The 20,746-nt window shown below is 66.2% G+C and carries 19 protein-coding genes; 3 read left to right on the plus strand and 16 right to left on the minus strand.

The window, feature by feature from the left end; genetic code table 11:
• Positions 1 to 13 precede the first annotated feature (13 nt).
• The 13 genes from ACOFKX_RS10170 to ACOFKX_RS10230 form a co-directional block, all read right to left on the minus strand.
• Positions 14 to 328 carry a cytochrome o ubiquinol oxidase subunit IV gene (locus ACOFKX_RS10170; protein ID WP_419826866.1) on the minus strand — a complete coding sequence of 105 codons (315 nt, stop codon included), beginning with the start codon at positions 326 to 328 and terminating at the stop codon, positions 14 to 16.
• Positions 325 to 951: a cytochrome c oxidase subunit 3 gene (locus tag ACOFKX_RS10175; RefSeq protein ID WP_419826867.1), complete on the minus strand. Its 627-nt coding sequence runs from the start codon at positions 949 to 951 to the stop codon at positions 325 to 327. The genes ACOFKX_RS10170 and ACOFKX_RS10175 overlap by 4 nt, the downstream gene beginning before the upstream one ends.
• Complete coding sequence (locus tag ACOFKX_RS10180; RefSeq protein ID WP_419826868.1) at positions 948 to 3,035, minus strand: cbb3-type cytochrome c oxidase subunit I; 2,088 nt, start codon at positions 3,033 to 3,035, stop codon at positions 948 to 950. The genes ACOFKX_RS10175 and ACOFKX_RS10180 overlap by 4 nt, the downstream gene beginning before the upstream one ends.
• Positions 3,032 to 3,877, minus strand: a complete 846-nt coding sequence (locus ACOFKX_RS10185; protein ID WP_419826869.1) for a cytochrome ubiquinol oxidase subunit II — start codon at positions 3,875 to 3,877, stop codon at positions 3,032 to 3,034. Before ACOFKX_RS10185 ends, ACOFKX_RS10180 begins: the two co-directional genes overlap by 4 nt.
• The gene (locus ACOFKX_RS10190) at positions 3,874 to 4,821 is read right to left on the minus strand and encodes a glycosidase (protein WP_419826870.1); all 948 of its coding nucleotides are present in this window, start codon (positions 4,819 to 4,821) and stop codon (positions 3,874 to 3,876) included. The genes ACOFKX_RS10185 and ACOFKX_RS10190 overlap by 4 nt, the downstream gene beginning before the upstream one ends.
• A gap of 21 nt (positions 4,822 to 4,842) precedes the next feature.
• A complete protein-coding gene (locus ACOFKX_RS10195; protein ID WP_419826871.1) occupies positions 4,843 to 5,700 on the minus strand; it encodes a sugar phosphate isomerase/epimerase family protein in 858 nt (285 codons plus the stop codon).
• 133 nt (positions 5,701 to 5,833) lie between these two features.
• Positions 5,834 to 6,796 (minus strand): mechanosensitive ion channel family protein, encoded by a 963-nt coding sequence (locus ACOFKX_RS10200; protein ID WP_419826872.1) that lies wholly within the window; start codon positions 6,794 to 6,796, stop codon positions 5,834 to 5,836.
• A gap of 74 nt (positions 6,797 to 6,870) precedes the next feature.
• The gene (locus ACOFKX_RS10205) at positions 6,871 to 8,190 is read right to left on the minus strand and encodes a DUF2254 domain-containing protein (RefSeq protein WP_419826873.1); all 1,320 of its coding nucleotides are present in this window, start codon (positions 8,188 to 8,190) and stop codon (positions 6,871 to 6,873) included.
• 39 nt (positions 8,191 to 8,229) lie between these two features.
• Positions 8,230 to 8,517 carry a hypothetical protein gene (locus tag ACOFKX_RS10210; RefSeq protein WP_419826874.1) on the minus strand — a complete coding sequence of 96 codons (288 nt, stop codon included), beginning with the start codon at positions 8,515 to 8,517 and terminating at the stop codon, positions 8,230 to 8,232.
• Between the two features lie 68 nt (positions 8,518 to 8,585).
• A complete protein-coding gene (locus tag ACOFKX_RS10215; RefSeq protein ID WP_419826875.1) occupies positions 8,586 to 9,725 on the minus strand; it encodes a permease in 1,140 nt (379 codons plus the stop codon).
• 295 nt (positions 9,726 to 10,020) lie between these two features.
• Entirely contained in the window at positions 10,021 to 11,565 is a 1,545-nt protein-coding gene (locus ACOFKX_RS10220) for a DUF389 domain-containing protein (protein WP_419826876.1), read from the minus strand.
• Complete coding sequence (locus tag ACOFKX_RS10225) at positions 11,562 to 12,620, minus strand: mechanosensitive ion channel family protein (RefSeq protein ID WP_419826877.1); 1,059 nt, start codon at positions 12,618 to 12,620, stop codon at positions 11,562 to 11,564. Before ACOFKX_RS10225 ends, ACOFKX_RS10220 begins: the two co-directional genes overlap by 4 nt.
• Positions 12,621 to 12,903: 283 nt before the next feature.
• Positions 12,904 to 14,310 carry a hypothetical protein gene (locus ACOFKX_RS10230; protein WP_419826878.1) on the minus strand — a complete coding sequence of 469 codons (1,407 nt, stop codon included), beginning with the start codon at positions 14,308 to 14,310 and terminating at the stop codon, positions 12,904 to 12,906.
• A 26-nt stretch (positions 14,311 to 14,336) separates the two neighbouring features.
• On the opposite strand from ACOFKX_RS10230, the gene ACOFKX_RS10235 reads away from it, so the two are divergent.
• Positions 14,337 to 14,699 (plus strand): hypothetical protein, encoded by a 363-nt coding sequence (locus ACOFKX_RS10235; RefSeq protein WP_419826879.1) that lies wholly within the window; start codon positions 14,337 to 14,339, stop codon positions 14,697 to 14,699.
• A gap of 23 nt (positions 14,700 to 14,722) precedes the next feature.
• On the opposite strand, the gene ACOFKX_RS10240 is transcribed toward ACOFKX_RS10235, so the two are convergent.
• From ACOFKX_RS10240 to ACOFKX_RS10250, 3 genes are all read right to left on the minus strand, one after another.
• Positions 14,723 to 15,994: a sensor histidine kinase gene (locus ACOFKX_RS10240; protein ID WP_419826880.1), complete on the minus strand. Its 1,272-nt coding sequence runs from the start codon at positions 15,992 to 15,994 to the stop codon at positions 14,723 to 14,725.
• A 109-nt stretch (positions 15,995 to 16,103) separates the two neighbouring features.
• Positions 16,104 to 16,784 carry a response regulator transcription factor gene (locus ACOFKX_RS10245; RefSeq protein WP_419826881.1) on the minus strand — a complete coding sequence of 227 codons (681 nt, stop codon included), beginning with the start codon at positions 16,782 to 16,784 and terminating at the stop codon, positions 16,104 to 16,106.
• A gap of 77 nt (positions 16,785 to 16,861) precedes the next feature.
• Positions 16,862 to 17,680, minus strand: coding sequence for a S1C family serine protease (locus ACOFKX_RS10250; protein ID WP_419826882.1), 819 nt, complete (start codon positions 17,678 to 17,680; stop codon positions 16,862 to 16,864).
• A gap of 12 nt (positions 17,681 to 17,692) precedes the next feature.
• Here ACOFKX_RS10250 and ACOFKX_RS10255 point away from each other — a divergent pair, with 12 nt between their 5' ends.
• Positions 17,693 to 18,118, plus strand: coding sequence for a hypothetical protein (locus ACOFKX_RS10255; protein ID WP_419826883.1), 426 nt, complete (start codon positions 17,693 to 17,695; stop codon positions 18,116 to 18,118).
• A 554-nt stretch (positions 18,119 to 18,672) separates the two neighbouring features.
• A complete protein-coding gene (locus ACOFKX_RS10260; RefSeq protein WP_419826884.1) occupies positions 18,673 to 20,721 on the plus strand; it encodes a PAS domain-containing protein in 2,049 nt (682 codons plus the stop codon).
• Positions 20,722 to 20,746: the final 25 nt, after the last annotated feature.

Genomic DNA, 20,746 nt, shown 5'->3' on the forward strand with positions numbered 1-20,746 from the left:
CACCTTGTCTCCCTCACATCATGCGGGCGCGCAGGTTGAACAGGATGACGAGCGTGCCGCCGACCATCAGGATCACGATCAGCGTCGAGAACAGGATCAACTGGAGATCGTCCCGCGACGATCGCGCGAGGCTGATGTGGAGAAAGCAGCGGAACTGAACCACGACCTGCACCAGCGCGAGGGCGAGCACGACCGCGAACGTCGCGCCCGCGCCAATCGACGGCCAGCGTACCGCCGCGAACGCCGCCGCCGTCAGGGCGAGCGCGAGCAGATAGCCGATGGCGTAGGTGCGGATCTCCCTTGCGCGGCTCCGGTTCGGTCCGCTCATCGGATCAGCCCCTGCAGGTAGACGAGCGAGAAGATGCCGATCCAGACGATCTCGAGGAAGTGCCAGAACAGCCCCAGCCGCAGGATGTTGACCTTGACCCGCGCGTCCGCGCCGAAGACGAGGAGCTGCGCCATCATCACGACGATCCAGATGCTGCCGGCCAGGACGTGGAGCCCGTGGAGCGGCACCAGCGCGAAGAAGCCGGACAGGTAGCCGCTGCGCGACGGGTAGGCGCCGTCGCCGAACATGGTAGCGAAGTCGTGCAACTCCAGCCCCAGGAAGAGGAGCCCGAGCAGCAGCGTCACACCGAGCCAGCCGAGCAGCTCTCGCCGCGGCGCCCCGTGCTTCATCGCCACCGAGCCGAGGCCGTAGGTGAAGCTGCTGGTCAGCAGCACCAGCGTCTCGATGAACGCGGGGCCCATCTCATACTCGCCCGCCGGGGTCGGGCCGCCCATCGTGGCGGGCAGCATCACGCCATAGGTCGCGAACAGCAGCGCGAAGATTACCGCGTCGCTCATCAGGAAGACCCAGAAACCGAACACGTCGCTGCCCGCCACCATGTGCGTCGGCTCGTCGGTATCGCCCAGGTTGAGCCCGGGGTGACGCCCCACGCCGGCGCTCACCGGTGTACCTCCGCCAGCCCGGCATTGGCAGGCGTCATCTCCTCCTCGCGCTGCACGGGCACGGCCCGGCTCACCGCGTCCAGCCAACGCCGCTCGGTCCGCTCCACCTCGGCGGCGGGGATCTTCCGATCCACGTCGCGCGCGAAGCTGCGGGCGATCACGGCCGCCAGCACCGCGAGGCTGCCGAGGATCGCCAGCCACCACATGAGCCACACCAGCCCGAAACAGGCGGCCGCTCCCGCAATCCCGATCACCGGGCCGGTGGCGCTGCTCCGCGGCATCTCGATGGCGTGGTAGCGGCGCGCGGGGGCATAGGGTGCGTAGACACGCTTGTCGTGATGAAATGCGTCACGGCGATGGACGTGGGGAATGACAGCGAAGTTGTACTCGGGCGGCGGTGCCGAGACCGACCATTCGAGCGAACGCCCGTCCCATGGATCGCCCGCCGTGACACGGTTTGCGTCGCGCTCCCGGATGCTGACGTAGAGCTGCATGAACAGGGCCGCGAGCGCCACGAACAGGATCACCGCACCGCCTTCCGCGATGTAGAGCCACGGGCGGTAGGCGGCCTCGAATACCGCCTGCGTGCGCCGGGTCATGCCGGCCGCGCCGAGCACGTAGAGCGGCATGAACGCGGCATAGAAGCCCACCACCCAGCAGACGAACGAGATGCGTCCCCAACGCTCGTTGAGGCGGAAGCCGAACGCCTTGGGGAACCAGTATTGGTAGCCGGCGATCATCCCGTACAGCGTGCCCGGGATCAGCATGTTGTGGAAGTGCGCGACCAGGAACAGCGTGTTGTGGACGAGATAGTCGAGCGGAGGGAAGGCAAGGATGATGCCGGTGAAGCCGCCCAGCACGAACGTCATCATGAATGCGATCGAGAACAGCATGGGCGTGGTGAAGCGCACCTCGCCCCGGAACATCGTCCAGATCCAGTCGTAGATCTTGACGCCGGTGGGCACGCCGATCGTCATGGTCGCGATGCCGAACACGGCATTGATGTTGGCGTTCTGCCCCATGGTGAAGAAATGGTGGACCCAGACGGTGAAGGACAGCACCGCAATCGCCATGGTCGCGAGAACCAGCGAGGTATAGCCGTACAGCTCCTTGGAGGAGAATGCGGACACCACCTCCGAGTAGACGCCGAACGCGGGCAGGATGACGATGTAGACCTCGGGATGGCCGAACATCCAGAACAGGTTGGCATACATCATCATGTTGCCGCCGAGGGTGTTCGTGAACAGGTGGAAGCCGAGATAGCGGTCGAGCGCCAGGAGCGCGGTGGCGACGGTGAGCGGCGGCATCGCGAAGATCATCAGGATCGAGGTGCACAGGCTCGTCCAGCAGAACAGCGGCATCCGCATCAGTTTCAGGCCGGGGCACCGCTTCTTGTAGATGGTAACGGCGATGTTGAGCCCCGTCAGCGTCGAGCCGATCGAGCCGAGCGACACCGCCCAGATCCAGTAGTCGGGCCCGACGTCGGGACTAAAGGCCAGCTCGGTATAGGGGGGATAACCGCTCCATCCGCCGGTCGAGAAGCGCCCGACGACGAGCGAGATCATCATCAGCCCCGCGCCGCCGCCGGTCAGCCACAGGCTGATCGAGTTGAGCAGCGGAAAGGAGACGTCGCGCGCGCCGAGCTGGAGCGGCACGACGTAGTTGATGAGGCCGGTCAGGAACGGCATCGCCATGAAGAAGATCATGATCGAGCCGTGCGTGCTGAACAGCTGCGCGAAATGGTCGGGTTCGATGAAGCCGGGTCCGTCGATCGCGGTCGCCTGCTGGAGCCGTATCAGGTTTGCCTCGATCAGCGCGCGCGCGAGCATCACCAGCGCCACGACGACGTACATGATGCCGATCTTCTTGTGGTCGAGGCTGGTCAGCCACTCCCGCCACAGCCAGCCCCAGCGGCCGGTGACCGTCAGCAGCACCACCACGAACAGCGCGCCCGCGACGACGATGCCGCCCGCGCCCGCGCCGATGATCTCGCTAAGGCTCGGGTCCTGCCACGCGCGCACGAACGGCAGCGCCTGCCAATCGAAGCGGCCGAGCACCGCCGGCCAGATCGGGTGGTGGTTCATCGCGTCGGCCTCTGGGTCGCGGCCATGATGCGGCCGAACAGAGTGGGTGGAACGGCCGAGAAGAATTGGGGCCGGGCCGGCGTCGACCGGCCGAGCACGCTCGCCAGGGCCGGGCGCGTCAGCGGCTGGGCGGCCTTTACCCGTGCCAGCCAGCGCGCATAGGCCGCGGGCGGCAGCGCAACCACGTCGAACTTCTCCCGCTGGAAGCCCTGGCCGTTGAACTGCGTGTTCTCGCCGCGAAAGATGCCAGCCCTGGACGCCATCAGGTTGAGCTGCGTGCGCATCCCCGCCATCGCGTAGATCTGTCCGGCGAGCTGCGGGATCATGAGCGACTGCATCACTGTGCCGCTCGTCAGGCTGATGTGGACGGGTCGTCCCACGGGGATCGCAAGCTGGTTTAACGCCGCGACCCGCGCATCGGGGTAGATGAACAGCCACTTCCAATCGAGTGCGACCGCCTGCACCTCGACCGGCGCCTGCGCGGAGGGCAGCGACCGATAGGGATCGAGCTCGTGGGTGTAGTTCCACAGGAGGAAGGCTAGACCGATGACGATGCCGATCGGAGGCACCCAGATGAACCCCTCCAGAGGCCAGGAGAAGTTCCACTCAGGCTTGAAAGCATTGCCCTTGTTGCCGAGCCGGTAGTGCCAGGCGATGATCGGGGTCAGCAGCAGCACCGGCCCCGCCACGAACACCAGCACCGCGCCGACGATGACGTAGAGGTGCCATTGCTCGGCGGCGACCGGACCGGCATGGTTGACGACGCCCAGCTTGAGCGCCGCGCAGCCGCCGAGCGACAGGCAAACCGCAGTGAGCGCCAGCCGAGCCGGGCGAAAACTCACGTCGTCTGCCGAATGGTGGCGCGCTTCAGCTCGCGGTCGTTGCGGGAGTAATAGAGCCAGATCGTGCCTTCCGTGTCGACGACCGAGGCCGCGAAGGAGATGTCGCGCGGACCGTCGGCATCCGCCGGCGGCGCGATCAGCGGCCCGTCGCACCGGGCGGTCACCCGGCGCAGGTCGGGCGAGAGCGCCACCCAGCCGATGCCCCAGTCCGCGCTCTTGTTGGCGCCGTTGTAGAACATGACCGGCCGCGCAGGATCGGAGCGCAGCAGCGGCCCGGTCGACAGGTGCCAGCTGTCCCACTTTTCGGCACGAGGGCCGAACGGATCGGGCTGCTCGTCCCAGGGGCCCGCTGGCCCCGCCCCGTTGGTCAGGCTGATGAGCGAGTGACCTTCGGAGCTGTACTCGTAGAGCAGTTGCCAGCGGTCGTCCGCGCGCAGCAGCGTCGCTTCCTTGCTGTTCTTTTCACCCTTCGAATTGGGCAGTGCCACACCGCGCTTCTCCAGCCTGCGCATGTCCGCACCCGTGGCGTAAAGCAGGTGCCCGTTCTTCCGTCGGTCGACGCCGGTGTAGAGCACGGCATAGCCTGCCTCGGTCTGCACCACGGTCGGGTCTTCGCAGCCGAGCGCGTCATCGCCTTCGTCACTGGGGACAAGCACCGGCGTCTCGTCCATCCGGAACACGAGTCCGTCGCTGCCGCTCCGCCCATACCAGATACGGCCGCTCTCGTCGTCCGGACCCTTGTCGGGCGGCACCGCGCGGACCAGCGCCATCAGGCCGGCATCCTTGCCCTCGCGCCACGCAAACGGGCTCATCAGGTTTTGCTTCAGAAGCTCGGCAGGTCCGTCGAGCACCACGTCATCGATCCGCTCGACGGTGAAGCCAAGGGTCATGCGCAAAGTCCTTTGTATGGAGGCGATCGGCGCCGCTTGCGCAGGCGGCGGCAAGTCGGGTGGATCATCATCCGGTCAATCTCGACCCGATCTGGCCCAGGCTGCGCCCATGGCGTCGCGGCAACGACCGATCATTGCTGCCATGTCGCCATTGTACAGCGAGTCGGTTACGTCGTTCGAGAAGATCTCCACCACCCACGGCCCGGCGAAACCGGTGGCACGGGTCGCTGCAATCAGCCGGGCGAGCGGGATCGCGCCGTCGCCGGGCACGATCCGGTCGGCGAACGAGCGCGGGGTCCGCCAGTCGCTCGCCTGGACGGTGAAGATCCGGTCGCCTGCCCGAGCGATCGCCGCCTCGATCCCGGCGTCCTGCCAGATGTTCCAATAGTCCAGGCAAAGGCCGACATGGTCGCTGCCGCTCGCCTCGATCACATCGAGCGCCTGGTCGACCGTCCAGATCGCGCTCTCGACGTTGACGGAGGTAGGGTTGAGCGGCTCCAGCGCCATCGTCACGCCGTGATCGGCCGCGACGCGGCCGAGTTCGCCGAGCCCGGCAGCCGCGACCTTCATCGCTTCGGACATGTCGCCCTGCGGATGCGGCCCGGTATTGGTGATGAACGGCACACCGGGCGCGTAACGGGACAGCCGCTCGATGGTCGCTCGCAGGCAGGCAATCCGCTCATCGAGCGGCTTGGGATCGGGCATCATCCGGCTCGGGAAAAACGTGCGGACCTTCGGCTGCACCCCGCTGATGACGAGCCCGGCGTCACCGATCGACCGCATCTGCTCGGCGAACCGATCCTCGTCGAGCTTGGCTTCCACGACCTCGACCGCGTCCACCCCCAGCGCGGCGTAGTGCTGGACATCCTCCTCGAACGACCAGGGCATGGTGGTGAACTCGCTGATCCCGAAGGTGAAGGGCAGGTCGCTCATGGGGCAGGCTCCTCGGACGGGGACACAATGCGCGAGCATGTCGCGCGGGCTCGTCAGGTTCGGTGCGCCCGTGATCGGGAGATCGCATTCGGGCGGCGTGACATCCGAATCGCCGCGCGGCCCGGCCCGCTCCTCAAGGCGCGGGGTTCGAGGGTGCCGACCGGATCTCGATCGGCGGAAAACCAACGATGTCGTAGGTGGCGGAGGCGATGCCGATGCCGACCTTGTCGAGTTCGGCAATGATGGTGCGGCTCATCGCGTCCTTGGCGCCGCGGATGCCATGAGTATGGACGATAAAGCGCACCGTCAGCTCAAGCCAGTTGTCGGTGATGCGGTAGAATACGCGGGGCACGAGGTCGATCGGCTCTACCCCGAACCGCGCCTGCAAGCCTTCCTTGTACTCGGCCGCCAGCGAGTCCGGGTCCACGGATTGCTGCTTGGCGGCTTCCAGCATGATCGCTTCCACCCGGACGCGGTCGGCCTGGTAAGTGATCGGGATCGCCATCTCCTCCCAGATGAAGGGGAAGTCGCGGGTGTAGTTGTAGACCGGCTCGGCGAAGATCTTCGCATTGCTCACCGTCACGATGCGGCCGGTAAACTGGCGGCTCTTGACCCACACCGCCGGGTCGGCGCCCTGGACAGCCGGCGGCTCGCCCATCTCCATGATCGTCGTCTGGATGAACCCCAGCCGCATCACGTCGCCGCGCACGCCGCCCATCGAGATGCGGTCGCCGACCGTGAAGGTGTTGCCGCGCAGGATCACGAAATAGCTCGCGATCGCGGTTACGGGCTGCTGGAGCGCGAAGGCGAGGCCGGCGGACATCAGGCCGGCGGCGGTAGCCAGCCGGGTGGGGTCGCTGAACCAGATCGACAGCAGCCCCAGGATCAGGATGATCGCGGCGGCGAGGCTGATCGCCTGACGGGTCCAGAACCGCGTCTGCACGGTCGCATGGTCAACGCGGCGTAGCAGAAGGCTGACGAGACCGCGCAACAGCCTGCTCGCGAGCACCACGATTGCGATGAACGCGAGCGACAGCAGCAGCTTGCGCCCGTTGTCGGCGTTGACGCCTACCCAGTCGATGCCAAGGAAATGCATGATCGATCCTTATGGCCGGAGCTTGCCGGAGGCCGGCAGGCTTGCGGTCGTTCGAAGGCCAGCGGCCAGGTACATCATGCCGCCTTGCGCTCCAGGACGCTGATCGGCCCGATCGTCTGCATCGCGATGAAGCGCCGATGCCGTCCCTTGAGGTCATCGAGGTCGGCAGGCGTGGCAACATCGCGCTCGCCGTCGCCCAGCACCAGGTCGGCGTGTCGGCGCAGCACGCCCAGCCGTTCAGGCCGGCGTTCTAGCCCAGCGACGGCTGTCAGCACCTCCAGCATCCGGATCAGCACCGCCGCGCTCCCCGCTGCGTTCTGCCGGATCAAGTGAAACATAGCGTCGACCAGCCCATCATAGTCGATCGTGGGCACGACCAGCACGGTGCGCCCGCCGCGCTCGACCCTTCCGTGCGAGAGATGGCGCGGCACCATGTCGCACAGTGCCGCCCCCATCCGGTCGAGCACGCTCATCGCGGTATGCGGATCGTTGATGCCCGGCGACAGCGCCCGCACCGCGATCTCGACAAGCTGGCGGACCGCGAACTCCAGATCAATCCGGCTGACGCGCTGCCCGCCGAGCGCGGAGACACGCCGGATCGCACGGTCGATGCCGTCGCGCACTGGCTCCGCCAGCGCGATCGGCGCGCCGGGGAAGACGTAGTCGCCCGGGCGCACCAGCAGCTGGATCGTGCAATCGTGCGCGGCGGCCCAGTCGGCGAGCTGGTCGGCGTCGAGCTCCTGGACGTAGCCGCGGCGCGGGTCGGCGATGGCCGTGACGGCATCGGTGAAGGTCGGCGCGGCGACGGGCTTGGGCGCGTCGATGCCAGTCAGCCGGCGGATCGCGTGGGTGACGTCGTCGCTCACCAGCTCGATGACGGTGTCGACGTTGATCCGGCCCGCCATGTGGCCGACGAAGAACACCAGCACGCCGACACACAGGAACGCCAGCAGGATGCCGGCGGTCAGCGCGGCGTGGGGCACGAACGGCCCCTCGCCCTGCGTCCGCACGCTCCTGAGCACCATCAGAGCGTAGGAGAAGGTGCCGAGGAAGGCGCCGAGCGTGAACTGGTTGCCGCGATCCTTGACGAAGTTGCGCAGCAGCCGCGGCCCCATCTGCCCGGCTGCCAGCGACAGCGAGGCGATGGTGATTGAGAACACGGTGCCCGCGACGCCGATCGTTGACGAGGCGACGGCTCCCAACAGGGTCCGCGCGCCGGTGCCGCCGCCGTTGTAGAGCCACGGGCTGTCGATCAGCCACTGCGGCACGATCCCGCTGCGGTCGAGCTCGACCAGCCCGACCGCGAGCAGGATGCCGGCGACCACCAGCGCCGCCGGCAGCAGCCAGAACGTCTCGCCGATGGCGACAAGGAACTGGCGCAGGCGGGCGGTCAAGCGGATCGCGATCTCAGCGAAGTCGCGTGCCGGGCCGGATCACCGGACAGCGGGTGCCGCCCCGTTGACGATCGCAGCCTTCTGCTCGTTGCTCATCGCCCGGGTGTTGAGGTTGGCGGCATCGATCGCGTCGCCGCGCTCCTTGCCCGTTGCCCGGATCTGCTTGGCTTCGGCGTTGAGTTCGGCCGCCTGGTTCTTGAGCGCGTCGGCCTGGGCGTCGGCGTGGTTCTCGACGCGGTCGGCGAGCTTCTCGTCCCCGCTCTTGGCGCAGCCGCCGAGCCCCAAGGTCAGGCTGGCTGTGAGCAGCGTCGCGGTGATCGTCTTCATGGCTTCTCCCCTTAAAGGGAAAGGCATCGGCGCATTCGGAAGCGTTGTCGAACGAATAGCACCCAGGATCAGCCGTGGGCGTCGCATCCTCCGGCGTGGTGGTGGCCGTGATCCATCGGATGACGTCGATTGAGCACGAACAGCCAGATCGCGAGCGCCAGCGCCACGAGGTTCAGCCAGAAGGTGTAGTTGATCGCGAAGTGGCTCACCCGAGCTTCGATGCCGCCGGTCGCGTGCGGCACGATCCCGACCGCGGTGAAGCCGAGGTCGACGACCAGCGCGGCGAGCGCCATCGCCGTGTAGAACACCGCACCCATGTAGATCGCCATCCGCCAGCCATAATAGCGACGGTAGATGTCGAGCAGCGGCAAAACAATAAGGTCGGCGAACAGGAACGCCACCACACCCCCGAAACTCGCGCCGCCTCCCCACAGCACGGCCGCCAGCGGCACGTTGCCGATCGAGCACACGAAGGTGAGCATCGCCACGATCGGGCCGATCAGCGCATCTACAGGGAGGCGGACCCAAGGCGAGGCGTGGGTCAGGAACAGCCCCTGCCAGACGCTATCGGGCACGAACACGGTCAGGAAGCCGCCGATCAGGAAGCCGGCGGCGAGGTCCTTCCATAGCATCCGCCAATCCATCGCGAAGTTCTGCGCGACCCGCACCGGCGTGTCGGGGCTGCGCAGCCGCTCGCGCCAGGTGCCTCCCTCGACGGTCATGCTCATATGCTCATGACCGCCACCCTGCTCCTCATGGTGACGCGCTTCGTCCGCCAACCCCGCCGGGAGGGTGGCCTTCACCAGCAGGCTCAGCACCGCGATCAGCACCAGCCCGCCGACCCACTCGGCGAGCATGAATTGCCATCCCAGCAGCAGGTAGAGGATGATCCCCAGCTCCAGCACCAGATTGGTGGAAGCGAACAGGAACGCGATGCTGGCGACGAACGAGGCGCCCTTCTTGAACAGCGTCCGCATGATCGCCGCCGAGGCGTAGGAGCAGCTCGAACTCGCCGCCCCCGCCAGCGTGGCGATGGCGATCTCGCGCGGGCCGGCGCGGCCGAGCGCGCGGCGCATCTGGTCCGCCGGCACGATCGCCTGAAGCAAATCAGAGACGGCGAAACCCAGAACGAGGCTCCAGCCGGTCTGCCAGAACATGCCCGCCGCCATCACCAGGGCCCGCCTGACCTCGTCCAGCAGGTGTGTCATGCGTGATAGTTCCTTCGGACGAACGACGCGTGCGGCTTGCGCGCTTCAATCTCAACGTCGAAGGGCTCGCAATGGCAGCGTCGCTCGACACCTTGCTGGCCCGACCCGCGCAGATGAGAACGGCAATCGTGCCGGCCGCAGCAATGAACTGCGGTGCCGGTTGGTGATGCCGTGTACTCGGGCTGATTAAACCCTCTTTTTACAAAGGCTAGCATCGACTCCTGGTAGCCGAATGGCGATGCCGATCCGCGGCAGTTGGGCGTTCTGCCAAGCGCCGGACGAGGGGTTCGCCGCGTCAAGGATTAGGAGAAGTCGATAGGATCACCTTCTGTCCCTCAGCCGGTGCGCTCCTCGTAGCAATCCCCTCCTGCTTCAAGATAGCGCCGATCGCGAGCGCGCGCCGTTCGTCGAGCCGCGGTTTAACTGGGGTCGTCGGCGGAAGCCCCGGCACCGACAGTCCAGGTGCGTTCCATCTCTTGGCTGCCCAGGCCGAGAGATGGACTGCTTGGCGGCCTACGTCATCAAGCGCATCTACCCCATCGGGAAAGGCGATCGTCGGCAGCGGCATGACGGGAGGAACGATGGTAATGTCCCAGCCAGCGGTAGCACTCGCGACCCTGTGCTCCAGCGCGAAGTAGGTTGCCAGCGAGGCGCCCGGCAGCACTGCCGCCTGGACGATGGCGCGGTGGCGGTCCTGGTCAATAGTGACGGCGTCCGGCGCGACGCCTGCTGCCAGCGCGACGAGCTTCGCCGTGGTGTTGTCTTCCGCGACTGCCGCCTGTGCGCTTTCAGCCAGCTTCAGCTCGACGCGCTGCCGATCGATCGACTCTGCTCCCGGATTGAGCAGGACCTCGTCGATCCTCAGCGTCGCCGGTCGACCAAGCTCCTTGGCGAGCTCGGCGGCGAGGATCGTCTTGGCAATCGCACGGTCGCGCGGCGCGATAACGACCGCACGGACCACCATCGGCTTGCGCTCGAAGTCGACATCTAGCTGGGTCAGGCGGGACTGATCGCCAAAGCGGCCGGACAGGAACGATCGAACCTCGGCGACGGTGAGCGCCTCGCCGGCGATACGCCGGAGCGAGATCGCGAGCGGGATCGCCATGACGACGAAGACGATCACCAGCATGATGGTCTGCGCCCAGCTCTGATGGCTGGAGAGCGAGTGGCCGAAGCCGTAATAGCGCGCCATGATCGTGGCGGAGAGCGCGATGGTCACGAAGTTGGTGACGAAGAGCGCCAGCGCACCCTCCAGAACCGGCACGTTCCAGGTCGCCAGCCCGTACCCGACAACCGCGATGGGCGGCATCAACGCCGTCGCAATGGCGACGCCAACAATGGTCTCGCCACGACCACGGATGATCGCGAACGTCCCTGCCAATGCCGCAAATAGCGCCACCAGCAGGTCGAACAGGTTGGGTCGCGTCCGCGACAGGATCTCGGGCGTGGCTGCCTTGAGCGGTGAAAGCAGCACGATCAGCGCGGTAAACAGCAGTGCCGCGGCCGCCCCGACCAGGAGTGCGGCCAAAGCCCGCCGCATCTCGGTGAAGTCGAAGAGGGCTAGGCTAAAGCCGAGGCCGAGAATCGGGTTCATCAGTGGCGAGATCAGCATCGCGCCGATGACGACGGCGGGCGACGAAAGCAGCAGGCCCAGGATGGCGATGCCGGCCGACATCATCGTCATGAAGGCATAGCGCGGCGACCAGCCGCTTTCCTCGAAGATGCGGACGACGACCTGCTCCTGATCGACGCTCCCGACGACGTGGGATTGCCACCAGCGATACGGTAGCCATCCCGCGGGCGCTTCGGTCTGTACCAGGCTATCCGGTAAAGGAGTCATGCCGTGCCTACACCGGCGTTTTCGGCCGCGCCGCCGCTTCGTATGTGGATGTCGCGCTGCGGGAACGGGATCTCGATGCCGTTTTCCTTGAAGGACACCCACAGCCGGTTGAGAACCTCCGAGCGGACGTTGCCGACGCCCGCCTCCGGGTCGGTAATCCAGACCAGGATCTCGTGATCGACCGAGCTGTCGCCGAAATCGGTCAGCCACACGGTCGGCTTGGGATCTTTGAGGACCCGCGGTGCCGCCAGGGCCGCCTCGATCATCAGCCGCTGCGCAACCGCCAGGTCGCTGTCGTAGCCGACGCCGACCTTGATGTGCACGCGCACGTTGCGGCTGGAGTAGGACCAGTTCTCGACAGGATCGGTCATCAGCTGCTCGTTGGGGATCAGATGCTCCTTGCCGTCGCGGGTGACGACGGAGACGGCGCGCACGCCGATCTTGCCGACCTGCCCAAAGGTGTCGCCGACGACGATCACGTCGCCCGGCTTCACCGAGCGGTCCATGAGCAGGATGAGCCCGGCGATGAGGTTGCCGAAGGTCTTCTGGAGGCCAAAGCCCACCGCGAGGCCGAACGCGCCGGAGAACACCGTCAGTGCGGTGAGGTCGATGCCGAGCAGGTCGATCCCCAACAGCACCGCGAGGACGACGATGGCGATGCTCGCCAGCTTCTGGACGAGCGCGCGCTGAGACACGTCGAGCGAATGCACCCGGCCGATCGAATGCAGCACGACCCGGTTGGCGACGCGAGCGAGCGCATAGAGCACTGCCGCCACAACGACGAAGTTGACGACGCCGAGCAATGTGATCCGGTGCGTGCCGACCGTCATTCCGACGCTGTTGAGGCCGGAGACGAGCGGTTGCATGCCGCCGAGCGTGGCCGAGGTGGTAGCGACGAGCGCTGCAAACGCGAGCACGCCCGCAGTGGCGGTGCCAAGGCTTGCGGCGCGACACAGATGGTAGCCAAGCATCGCAACGGCGACGCCCAGCGCGAGTGCCACGATCATCAGCGCGATCGGGCTCAGCGTCGCGGCATTGCCGACGACGAGCAGCAACAGCGCGACGATGCCATAGTTGGCGATCGAACAAGCGAGGTTGATGTAGTCACCGTCGCGTCCGGTCCATCGGTGGGTAAGCGCGACGAGGCGCGGTCCTGCCCGGCTGCCGACGAACCAGCCGATCCAGTAGGCGCCGACGACCAGCACCACCGCCAGCAAGATGGAGCTAACGTCCGGCGATCTGGGCAGCGGAAGACCCCACTCGCTCACCAAATGTTGCCAGTTCATCCGTAGGCCTCCGCACTCATTCTCGAGTGCTGCACCTGAGCAGTCGGCATGATCAACCCTCCGCCGGAGCGCCGGCAGCCGCCGCGACGGCGCAGATCAGCCCGATCGCGGCGAAGCCGCCGCGCGCTGCCCGACCACCGGCGCCGCTCCGCAGCGACGCCCAGAATGCCAAAGCCGCCTGCATCGCGTAGAACAAGGCGAACGAGCGCGAGGCAAGCGCGACCACCTGGAACGGATCAGTGAGCCACACGATGGCAACAGAAAGGGCGCTCGATGCGAGGAAGGCGCCGCGCACGCCGAGCTTGCCGCGCGAAACCTCGATGAGCAGGCCGCCGGCGCCGATCGAGTCCGCGATCGCAGCGCTAAGCTGACTCGCGGCAGCGCCGATCAGCACGAAGATACCGAGGGCGGAGGCAACGATGGTCATGATGTCAAGGATGCCGGCGACGCCCTCGGCATGCTGCGCCTGACCGAGAAAGGGTGTGAGGAGCGCGATGAAGCCGAGGTAGATCGCCGAGGACATCAGTTGTGACAGGCGCATCGTGCGGATGCGCGTCTGCCGGCCATAGCTGGCGCCGAGATAGCGCGAGGTCTCAAAACCCTGTACGGTGATAAGGAGACCGAGCAGCATCGCCACGCTCCCCCAACCGACCCGCACCGGTGGCAGCGCGGCAGTGTCGCCGGCATGCTGCAACCACCACATGGCGAGTGCCGCGAGCAGGCCGGCGATGATCCCGATCTTGAGCGAAACACTGCCATGCGCGGCATGCTCGATCTTGCGGATGCTTCCCGAGAAGGTCAGTGCGACGAACAGAAGGATGATCGCGGTCACCACTATGTTGGCGACGAGGGCGTGGATCGTCTCCGGCACTGCGAGACGCTTCATGCCGAACTCGGCCAGCAGCTTCAGATAGTAGGCGACGGACACGGCGTAGGCGATGCCGAGCATCCCTTGCGCGACGCGCATCGCCCAGGCGAACGGATCATGCAGCCGCAGCGTCTCGGCCAAGGGCTCGACCACGGCGATGTTGAAGCGGATCACCCAGCCGACCGCATAGGCAAGCAGCAGCAACACCGCCATCGCGCCAAGCGCCGCCGCGCCGAACTCGCGTGCCAAAAGCGGCCCGCAGATGAGGAAGCCCGAGCCTATGATGGAAGCGAGCGGCGTGACCGTCGCCCGCCAGGTCTCGGATCGTGCGATCGGTCCGACTGTGAGCAGCAGCGTCACCACAGCCGCCACTGCGATTGCAACGATCACGATCATTGCGAATGCCTCACTCGGGTCGCTGGATGGCTGCGGGAAACAGGGAGAATAGGAGGGAAATCCATCATCCACGAGGCGTAGCATGGATGGCTGCGATGTCTGCCGGTTGAGCTTCGCTGCCAAGGGCGCAGAGAAGATGACCGTCCGGTGGCTCGCCCGTGCTAAGGTCGCTGCGCGGTAGGTGCCTTCGTCCAAGCACAACCGCCCTGAAGGAATTCATCATGCGCCAACTGTTCGCCGGGTTGCTCATCCTCGCTGCCGCCGGCTGTTCGAAGGCCAATGAGCAGATCGAGTGTCCCGCGCCCGAGAGTGGACAAGCCGCGGGAACACTGCGGGAATCGCCGGGCCAGATCAAAGCCGCTGGCGACCAGCTAGGTCAAGGCAGCGAGAACGAGATCGCCGAAGCCGCGGCGCGGATCAGGGCGCGTCACGCGGGCGCCGCAAGGAGCGAGGTCATCAATTACCTGGTCACTGCCTATTGTCCGAGGATCAACGGGCAGAGCTCGCTCGATAAGTCGGCGAAGCAGCAAGCCTTGCAGAGCTTCTCGGCCCGGGCGGAGAAGATAGTGAAGGCCGGGAGCTGAGTACGGGAAAGGCCCAGTTCTACTTAGTGAGCGGGAAGCGCACCCCTCGCCAGTGGAAAGCTGATCTCGACGCGGAGGCCAGGCTCATTGTCTGCCAGGCGCAGCGTTGCGTCGTGTAGGCGAGCCACGACCTCGACAATGCTAAGCCCGAGGCCGCTGCCTGGCACTGTCCGGCTTTCGTCGAGCCGGCGGAAGCGTTGCAGGACCTCATCGTGCCGATCGGGAGCTATTCCCGGACCGTTGTCCGCGACCGTGAAAGTCGCACTCTGGCCCTCCGGCACGAGCGCGACACGCACGCGCCCGCCGGCCGGCGTGTATTTGATCGCGTTGTCGAGCAGATTGGCGACGAGGCGCGCCAGCAACGAGCGCGATCCGAGGACCATCGCCGGCAAGACCGCGACGTCGAGCTCGATCGCCTTGTCTTCGGCGAGCGGAAGATAGAGCTCCAGCGCCTCGCTGACGATCGCGTCGAGCGCCACGGGCACGAATCCTGCGGTAGGCGTCGCTTCGGCGCTGGCGAGACTGAGCATGTCGTCGATCAGCTGCAACAGCCCGTCGAGATCGTGACGGCTTTCATCGACCGCCCGCTGCAACACTGCGGGCGGACCCTGCTGGAGGTCGGCGAGCTCGAGCCGCGCCCGGATGCGAGTCAGCGGGGTCTTGAGGTCGTGCGCCATGCCGTCGGTGGCAGCGCGGAGCGAACTGACCAGTCGCTCAACCTCGGCGAAGGCGCGGTTGATCGTTTCGGCGAGCCGATCATATTCGTCGCCGCGCGCAGAGACAGGCAGACGCTCCGCCAGATTACCGGCGAGGAAGCGGTCCCCCGCGTCGGCGACGATGCCCACGAAGGCGAGGCCGCGCCGGCTGTACCACCAACCGAGCAGCAGCCCGAGCAGACCGGTGGCCAGCATCGACCATAAGAGCGCCGACAGATAGCGCTCGCGCAGGGCGGCCTGCTCATCAGCGAAGTCCCCGACCAAAAGGCGAAAGGTGCCGTCGAGGAGCACCGCGCGGGCCTCGACGCGCCGCCGGCTGGTTGCGCCGCGCGTATTGACGACATCGGTATCGAAGCTGTGGAAGCCGGTCTGACTGACCTCTGCGGGCCAAGCCAGCAGGTTGCCGGCGAGCGACGTCCCGTCCGGCGCCGCCAACAGATAGAAGAATTCATGGATGCGGGGTACGGCCTGCTGCCGCTGGATCGCGCCCGCCACCCCATCGACTCCTTCGCTGCGATAGCGCTCGACCAGCCCGGACGTCTCGTCATCGACGGCAGCCTGCCGGCGCGCCTCCACCATCCGTGTCGTCTGGACATATTGCAGCGTCAGCGCGAAGCCGGTGGTGACCAGCGCGATCAGCGTGATCCACAGCGCACCGCGCCACGCGGCGCTACGCGGCCGGCGGTTCTCAGACGGCATCGAGGCGATAGCCGGCGCCGCGGATGGTGCGGATCATCGGCGGCTCGCCAGGTCCGTCGATTTTCGCTCGCAGTCGGCTGATGTGGACATCGACGATATTGGTACCGGGATTGAAGTCATAGTCCCAGATCGCCTCGATCAGCATCGTGCGGGTCACCACCTGACCAGCGTGGCGCAACAGATATTCGAGGAGCTGGAACTCCTTGTTGAGGAGCTCGATGGTCCGCTCGCCGCGCCGGGCGGTGCGGCCGAGTAGATCGAGCGCGAGGCTGCCGACGACCAGCCGAGTCGCCACGTCTCCGGCGGACTGCGATTGCCGGCGAACAATCGCCTCCAATCGCGCGATCAGCTCCTGAAAGGAGAAGGGCTTGGGCAGATAATCGTCGCCGCCGGCGCGCAGGCCGGCGACGCGGTCGTCGACCTGGCCGAGCGCCGAAAGGACGAGGACGGGCGTACGATTGCCCTGTGCCCGCAGCGCCCGCAGCACGGCCAAGCCGTCAAGCTCGGGGAGATTGCGGTCGAGTACCACTGCATCGTAGTTGTGAGTCAGCGCCGCGGTCAGTCCCTCTACCCCGTTCGGCGCGTGATCGCAGATGTGGCCGAGTTCGCCGAGGCCCCGCCGCACATAATCGGCGGTCTGGGCGTCGTCCTCGACGAGAAGCAGCTTCACCAGTACCCAGCCTTATCGTGACGACGGATGCGGGGATGGACGCCTTCCATCCCCGCGAGTTCCGCATTGGCGCCGGCTCAGCCGTTGCGATCGGTGCCGATACGTAGGTCGAGCGCTACCTGATGGCCGTCGCGGACGACCGTGACTGGCACCTTGGTGCCGGCACGCGCATCGGCGACCATGCGGGCCATGTCGCGGCTGTCCTTGATCGGCTTGCCGTCAAAGCTACGCACGACGTCTCCCTGCTTGAGGCCGGAGAAGAAGGCTGGACCATCGACGTCCACCTTGGCGATCAGCGCGCCGTCATGGTCCTTCATGCCCATCGCGTCGGCGATGTCGGGTGTGACGCTCTGAAGCGCGACGCCGATCCTTCCGCGCGAGACGCCGCCTTTGCTCACGATCTGGTCGGCCACCCGACGCGCCATCTGCTCGGGAATGGCGAAGCCGATGCCGACATTGCCGCCCGAGGGTGAGAAGATGGCGGTGTTGATGCCGACGACACGGCCGTTGCCATCGAACAGCGGTCCGCCGGAATTGCCCGAGTTGATCGCCGCGTCGACCTGGAGGAAGTCGTCATAGGGACCCTCGCCGATGTCGCGGCTGCGCGCCGAGACGATGCCGGCGGTCACGGTGTTGCCGAGCCCGAACGGGCTGCCGACCGCGAATACGCTGTCGCCGACGCGGATATGGTCGCTGTCGCCCCACTGGATCGGCTGGAAGTTACCGCCGCCGTTGATCCGCACGACCGCCACGTCGGTCTTCGGATCGGTGCCAAGCACCGTGCCCTTGTACTCGTGGCCGTCGCTGGTCTGCACCGTCACCTGGCTAGCGCCCTCGACGACGTGGTTGTTGGTGAGGACGATGCCCGAGCGGTCGATGATGAAGCCCGAGCCCAACGCGCCCTCCTCATGCGGCGCCTGACGCTGGAGTGCGCCGGCGCCTTGACCGCCGAAAAATTGGCGCAACTGATCTTCCATCCCGCCATCGCCGCCCGCTTCGTCACCATCGCCTTCAGGCGAGAAGGCCATCTGCTGGCCATCGACATGCTTGCGGACGCTGATCTGCACCACACTGGGTCCGACGGCCTGCACCATGTCGGCCAGCGAATGCGCACCGCCGCGCGCCGTCAATGGTGCGAGCTGCGGCGCAACAATGGCCTGTGTCATCCCGCCGCTTTCATTAATTGCGAATGCCCCCGAGGCGCCGAGCGCAGCACCGCCCGCGAGCAGCAAGGCGGCCAAGGCGGGACGCGCGGACATATGATCGTTCGGTTTCATGGGCTTGCCCGTCCATCAGAGATGATTTCGGGCCGTTGCTACTCCGGCAGTATCTAGCCAGCCTGTGATGAACGTGAAGAGAATTCCATGTAGCCATGCTAGGGCTCGCCGCGATCTGAGGCGGCTAGCCTAAACGTTTTCCTTGCAGCCGATCCGGATCAAGCCGGCAGTTGACCTACAATCAGCCCTTCGCCGTTCATTTTCAGCTCGCCAACTTCGGCCGCCCTTTCATCTTGGTTGCAAGGGCGGCGTCAGGCGTTTGACTCCGGCCGCCACGCGACCGCCTTCCCGAAAACAATGGTCTATCGGCAATGCCTATCCCACGCGGGAATAGCTCCTAGCGCGGCACAAGAGTTGACGCACAAGGTGCTGAGCTGCCGACGCGTCGTTCCTATCCCTGATCGGCGAGCGCCGCATCTATGAAGCGGTTGATCCATCCATGTCCAATGAGGGTCACGTCGCTAGTCGACGCCACCGTAGCGAGAAGGTGCGACCTGGCGCTCCATTCTCAAATTTTCGACCAAGCCCGCACGATCAATAGTCTCTGGCCGATCTCGCCGTCCGCACGTTAAAGCCCCGGACAGCGTCGATAAGAAGACAGAGACAGAGCCATGCCGACGCTTGCCAAGATGATCGACCACCACGACTGGGCCGGAACGGCTCTTGGAAACCGGGTGTCGTGGCCAAGGTCGCTGAAGACGATCCTTGACCTCATGCTCGCCTCCAAGTTCGCGATGTGCATCAGCTGGGGACCGGAACTGACCCTGTTCTACAACGACGCCTACGTGCCGTTCCTTGGCAGGCGGCACCCCGACGCGCTCGGCCGCCCCATCGCCGAGGTCTGGTCGGAGGTGTGGGCGGACATTGCGCCGGATATCGAGAGGGCGATGGCCGGCGAGCCGGTGGCCTACGAGGACCTGCCGCTGACGATGACGCGGCACGGCTATCCGGAGGAAACCTGGTGGACCTTCGCCTACAGCCCCGTCCGCGACGACGACGGCCGGGTCGCCGGTTTCCTCGACGTGGCGACGGAGACCACCTCCAAGATCCTCAACGAGCGCCGGCTGATGGCTGAGCGCGAGAAGCTCGCCGCGCGCGAGGCGGAGTTGCGCGCGCTCAACGCCGATCTCGAAGAGCAGGTGGTCGCCCGCGGCCGGGAACGCGCAACCACCTGGAATGTGAGCTCCGAGTTGCTGTCGGTGATCGATCTGACAACTGGCAGGTTCGATCGGGTCAATCCCGCTTGGCAATCGTTGGGATGGCTGCCCGAGGAGATGGAGGGCTCGTCCTACACCGAGTTCGTCGATCCGAACGACGTCGCGAGCAGCGCCGCCGCATTCGAGCAGGTGCGCTCGGGTGAGCCGGTGCCCCGGTTCGAGAACCGCTATCGCGCCAAGGACGGTTCCTGGCACTGGCTGTCCTGGGTGGCGGTGCCGTTCGAAGGCAAACTCTACAGCAGCGCTCGCGACGTGACGCTCGAGCGGCGCCAGGCCGAGGAACTGGCGAAGGCCGAAGACGCACTCAGGCAAGCGCAGAAGCTGGAGGCGGTGGGACAGCTCACCGGCGGTGTCGCGCACGACTTCAACAACCTGCTGACGGTCATCCGCGGCTCGGTCGACTTGCTGCGCCGTCCGGGCCTCACTGACGAGCGGCGTGAGCGCTACGTCAGCGCCATTTCCGAGACCGCCGACCGCGCCGCCAAGCTGACCGGCCAATTGCTGGCCTTTGCCCGGCGCCAGTCGCTCAAACCGGAGATCTTCGACGCCGGTGCCAGCATCCAGGAGGTGGCGTCGATCGTCCGTACGCTGACCGGCTCCAGGGTCGTGCTGGAAACGACGGTTCCGGCCGACGCCTGCTACGTCCTCGCCGACCGCGGCCAGTTCGACACCGCGATCATCAACATGAGCGTCAACGCGCGCGACGCGATGGACGGCGAAGGCCGGCTAAGCATCGCGATCGGCCCGGTCTCCGGCATCCCGGCCATCCGCAGCCATCCGCCCGTTTCCGGCAGTTTTGTCGCGGTCACCATCGCCGACGACGGCAGCGGCATCACGTCTGACGATGTCGGCCGCATCTTTGAGCCGTTCTTCACCACCAAGGAGGTCGGCAAGGGTACTGGTCTCGGCCTCAGCCAGGTGATCGGCTTTGCCAAGCAATCCAACGGCGACATCCGCGTCGAAAGCGCCGTCGGCAGCGGCACGACCTTCACGCTCTACCTGCCTCGGGTGAGCGCGGATGGCATGGTCGAGGAGGAGCGTAACGAGCCCGAGCAGCGGGTCGATGGCGACGGCATCTGCGTGCTGGTGGTCGAGGACAACAAGGGGGTCGGCGACTTCGCAGTCCAGGCGCTGCGCGAGCTGGGCTACGACACGATTCTGGCAGTGAACGCCGCGGAGGCGCTCACCGAGCTGGAGAGCGACTGCGACCGCTTCCACATCGTGTTCTCCGATGTGGTCATGCCGGGTATGAGCGGCCTGGAGCTTGGCCAAGAGATTCGAAGGCGCCATCCCGAAATGCCGGTGATCCTGACCAGCGGCTACAGCCATGTTCTCGCGCAGAACGGCCGCTACGGGTTCGAACTGCTGCATAAGCCCTATTCGATCGAACAGCTATCGCGCGTGTTTCGCAAAGCGGCGAACTGGCGGACGCAGAATCGGTGAACGCGCACGCCGGCGCTTGTGCGCA

The sequence above is a fragment of the Sphingomonas sp. genome (genome assembly GCF_965200105.1).
Taxonomy (GTDB): Bacteria; Pseudomonadota; Alphaproteobacteria; order Sphingomonadales; family Sphingomonadaceae; genus Solisphingomonas.